This window comes from Bdellovibrionales bacterium, assembly GCA_016714165.1.
Taxonomy (GTDB): Bacteria; Bdellovibrionota; Bdellovibrionia; order Bdellovibrionales; family UBA1609; genus JADJVA01.
In genome coordinates this window covers 1-4,323 of sequence record JADJNU010000016.1, presented here as the reverse complement: position 1 = coordinate 4,323, position 4,323 = coordinate 1, and the positions used below count along the sequence as shown (strand labels likewise).

The window sequence follows — 4,323 nt, the reverse complement described above, 5'->3', positions numbered from 1 at the left end:
TTTTGGGGGATACGTTTTTGTAAAATCCGTGTTACAATGTGTGTAGGCAAGCGAGACAGTCACTAGAAAAGGAACCTGAGATGACGACCTACAACTTTGACTCTGCACTTTTGGACAAGGCTCTGGACATTATCAACGCCACGAACCGCAAGGCTGAGAAGGCCGGGATTGCCGAGCGCATCGAGTTTACGGTCAACGATTACAGCGTCAAGGTTGTTGACGAAGACGGTATCGCTGGCTACGAAGAATGGTTCGCCCTGGACCTCACGGTGCCAGTGTCAAGGTCAACGGTTTTCGCTTCATTGCGACATTGACCTGGGACGAAGAGGCAGGACTGGTAACTCGTGTGGTTCCTGGTGAGACTCTGGCAGTGCGGCCTTCTGATTGTCACTGCGATGTGTGCAACACCATTCGTAACCGTAAGGATACGTATGTGGTTGTGAACGAGGCCACTGGCGAAGAAGTACAGGTCGGCTCTTCGTGCTTGGTTCGCTTCTTCGGGTTCACGCCTTCTGGCCTAGACTTCCTGGGCCTGGAAGAAAAGGTCGCAGGCTTTGCGGAAGAGGCCAAGGGCCTGCGCATGGAACGGCGCTTCGCCTCTGTTGACCAAGTTCTCGCCATTACGTTGGCAGTGGTCGAAGATAGTGGATGGGTGAGTCGGGCCACTGTGGAAAAGAACGGGGTTGGTGTTTCGACTGCAAGCTTGGTCGGCACGGTAATCACTAGCTGTGGGGCATGGGCCTGGAACAAAGACATCGTTGCCAAAGCCGCAACGAAGACCGCTGAAGTGGCAAAGGTCAAGGCAGTGGTCGCTGCCCTTGCTCCTGACAGTGAGTATGTGCGCAACCTTCAGGCAGTGGCGGCAGTGGAAACCGTTAGCTTCCGCAACCTGAACCTTTTGGTCAGTGCGTATGCCGCATACCAACGAGCCGGTGAAGCTGCTCCGAAGGTCGAGAGCAAGCATTTCGCAAAAGTCGGTGAGAAGGTTTTTGTAAACGCCACCGTCACCGGCACCCGCTTCCTTCCTGGGCAGTACGGGGTTACTACCCTGGTCAAGCTGGTCACTGCGGAAGGCAACGTCATGACGTGGTTTGCCTCTGGCGCAAAGGACTTTGAGGAAGGCCAGAAGGTTAACATCGCTGGCAGTGTCAAGGCCAACGACTTCTACAATGGGATTGCGCAAACAGTTCTGACCCGCTGCAAGATTGCTTAAGAGCGCAAAACGTTAAGTTGACTTCCCTGCCACAATCTGCTATACTCGTGTGCAGGGAAGTCAATCATTCTTGAAAAGGGGCTGACAATGAACAGAGTTGTGACTGTTGCAGACATAGCGAAGAAAATAAAAGAGGCAATCACCAAAGAATTCCCTGACTACAAGTTTGGTGTTAGTTCTTCAAACTTTGCCGGGGGTTGCTCCGTTAGCATCTCACTTCTTGGCTGCGCCTTTGAGGTTTACGCTAATGGCCCTGTGCTTTGCACGGGCTTTCGATTGCAGCCTTTTCTGATGACCCCGAAATCGTGGGGTACTGGAACAATGGCCTTGTCATGACTCCTGAAGGTTGGGGGACAATGGAAGAGGTTTGGCATATTGCAAAAAGTTTCCAACGCTATTACACGTTCTTTTTGCATATTGGTGTAGGCAATACATTAATCGGGTTCAAGAACACAAGGGACAGCAGGAGCACGTAAACATTCAGGTGGAAAACTTGGGGAAAGTCTGATGGTATCCGGTACCTACCGGTCATCGAGCGAGGCACCGGCCGAACCTCATTCCAAAAGCGATTGCCGCTTGCTGAAGGTGTGCGGATGCGGTTGAAGCCAACCCGGCACTCTTTGAATTGATGAAGACCACACAAAAGGAAGAGGTCGAAAAGTCCGAGGCTGCTGCCGTTGCCTTGAAGAAAATCCTTAAGGTAAGCCACAAAAAGGCTCCGAAACATCCAGTTGCTTAACCCGGTTCCCCCATACAGGACATCCGTGACCTGGGCATTTTGGTCGAGTCTGCGGTGTGTGCCGGAGTGGGCCAAGAGCAACTTAGCACACACCTGGGCATGGATTCATGCCGAACAGGTTGCGATTTTGGCTGAAAAAGACAAGCTTGAGAAGCGGCTGCAAGACCTTGACAAGTTTGCAGAAGACTTTGCCAAAAGCCTTGAAATTGAGATAATCGTAGAAGGCTCCTAGAAGGGCTAGGAGACACGAAATTTGTAAAGTGGCACTCTGATACCTGAATGCCCTTTAGCAGGCTCCTAGGGGCCTCTAGAGGGCAGGAAAGGCTATTCCTGAAGGGGGACTTGTGGACGATTTAGAAGGGCTTGTTAATAGCCTAAATTTCATGATAGAAATGGCTGCAAGGGCAGGAAGAAGTGACGTAGTAGACGAGTTTCAGTCAGTGCTGTATGACGTGCTGCATGGCACAGGTGCAGAGGTCACGGCAGAGACAGCAAAGAAGCCCTTGCCCTTTGGAGAAGGCATGCCAAGTAGACCAGCATGCCGTTCACCAGTGACCAAAAGCCGGACTATCCGCAAAAGGTGCATTTCTTCCTCACGCTGCCGATTGCAATAAACGGAGAGCTTAAGATAAGAGGGCAGGCGGCACTGCGCATTGAGCGAAGACTCTTCACAATCGAGAAGCCAGAACGCATGGCCCTGACCAAACGCTTGCAGGCCGCTAGGCTGCTGCCATTGAAAGATGACAGTAGGCTTGCGACCTGGGCCTTTGAGTCGGGGCCTTGTGCTGCAGGTGCAACGCAGGGGACGCTTCTTCTTCTCTTCATTTACTCAAATGAAGGGCAAGAGACTTACTACATGAAAACAAGGGGCTTCAGCAATGTGCAAGAGGCAACCCTTGAGCTAACAGGCATACGCCTGAGAGAGGACGTACTGAGCATGGAAAATCCGATAACCCTACATCCTGGGCAGGAACGCAACGAGCCTGAGCTTGAGGCCATGCGCCTTGAGCTTGAGGCAATGCAGTCGAGGCTTGAGGCAATGTCCTTTGCCCTGGTCGAGGGCCACGCTGCCGCTGACCTGTCGCCGCTTGCCGCACGCAGGCTACGCAACATAGCGCAAGAGCTTGTGCAGATGCAAGACCTTCTAACCCCCTTCTAAAAACCATTTTGAATGACAGTTTGAAAAGCCTCGTCCAAAAAGATGCTGCCTGGAATTGCATGAACATTGTCCAAAAAGCATAAGAAAAAGGCCCTGGAATCTTGAGGAATATCTTCAAGACTTCGGGGCCTTTTTGTTGTTGCTCCTGGGGCAAAAGACAAGGAATCATGCAGCCGTGGTCCTGGGCTTTTGGGCAGGAGTTTTACAAAAGTTCATGGAGAATGAGCTAGGTGCAGGGCCAAAAGAGGTGGGGGACTGGTGCAGGTTTAGGGGGTAAAGAGGTAGACTTTTTTTGTAAAGTTTTTGACTATAGTTTCTTAGACTTTAGTATAAAGGTGGCCTAGGAGTCTTATATATATATAATATATATATAAGGAGATTATAGAATAAAACTTAGAGAAATAAGAGACTTATTTATTAAGACTTAAGGAGAAGAATATTAGAAGACTTAAGAGGATATTAACTACGAAGAAAAAGAAGTAAGAACAGAAGAATTATTATTTCAAAATTTTTATAAATTTTTTATTAAAATATTTCAAATATTATTTTAATCCAAAAAATAAGCTAATAATCATTTTTCTAAAAACCCTGTTTTTCGTCGCTAAAGAACTTTTTAGTGGTGACTAAGAAAACTTAGAAGTTACTATAACTTTTACATTTTCTTAGCCACCACTAACGTTTAGTCAAGCCAAAAGAACGTTTAGCCTTGACTAACTATTTTCTTAGCCCTTTTAGTTTAGCCAAGGCTAAAAGCTATTTTTAGCCAAGACTAACGTTTAGCTCCTGCTAACACAAACCTTTATCCTTAACTGTTACCTTACGCTAAAAGCTGACACGTCTACAGTCTATTTATGTAGCCGTACTTCGGTGGCAACCCTTGCCGCTTTTCGCCGCAAGCGGAGTGTACCACGGCTTTTGGCCACTGTCAAAATCGCTTACTCGTGAATTGCGTTATTGCGGAGAACCTGGCTTCACCCTCTTTTTGGTGCCGGTTTTGCCCCTGTTTTGGGTGCCGTTTTGCCATGCTAAGTATACATAACTTTGTAAGCAAAGCTACAAAACATTTGTTCTGAGTACCCAAAAACGCTTGTTTTACGAAGAAAAATACATGAGGTAGCCCGCTAGGTTCAACGAAAATAAGTTCAAGATACAAAGATGTCAAAAAACAGAAATAGATGCTCCTGGGGCCGCTACACGTCACAGTGGGCATTC

The 4,323-nt window shown here is 48.3% G+C and carries 5 protein-coding genes; all 5 read left to right on the top strand.

Annotated features, from left to right (window positions below):
- Positions 1-80: 80 nt before the first annotated feature.
- The 5 genes from IPJ71_19650 to IPJ71_19630 all read left to right on the top strand — a co-directional run bounded on the left by IPJ71_19650 (position 81) and on the right by IPJ71_19630 (position 3,111).
- Positions 81-314: a hypothetical protein gene (locus IPJ71_19650; protein ID MBK7845857.1), complete on the top strand. Its 234-nt coding sequence runs from the start codon at positions 81-83 to the stop codon at positions 312-314.
- 119 nt (positions 315-433) lie between these two features.
- Positions 434-1,213 (top strand): hypothetical protein, encoded by a 780-nt coding sequence (locus IPJ71_19645; GenBank protein MBK7845856.1) that lies wholly within the window; start codon positions 434-436, stop codon positions 1,211-1,213.
- Positions 1,214-1,300: 87 nt separating this feature from the next.
- Positions 1,301-1,549 carry a hypothetical protein gene (locus tag IPJ71_19640; protein MBK7845855.1) on the top strand — a complete coding sequence of 83 codons (249 nt, stop codon included), beginning with the start codon at positions 1,301-1,303 and terminating at the stop codon, positions 1,547-1,549.
- Positions 1,550-2,010: 461 nt separating this feature from the next.
- Positions 2,011-2,184 (top strand): hypothetical protein, encoded by a 174-nt coding sequence (locus tag IPJ71_19635; protein ID MBK7845854.1) that lies wholly within the window; start codon positions 2,011-2,013, stop codon positions 2,182-2,184.
- Positions 2,185-2,490: 306 nt separating this feature from the next.
- On the top strand, positions 2,491-3,111 hold the full coding sequence (locus IPJ71_19630) for a hypothetical protein (protein MBK7845853.1): 621 nt from the start codon (positions 2,491-2,493) through the stop codon (positions 3,109-3,111).
- The last annotated feature ends 1,212 nt before the right edge of the window (positions 3,112-4,323 follow it).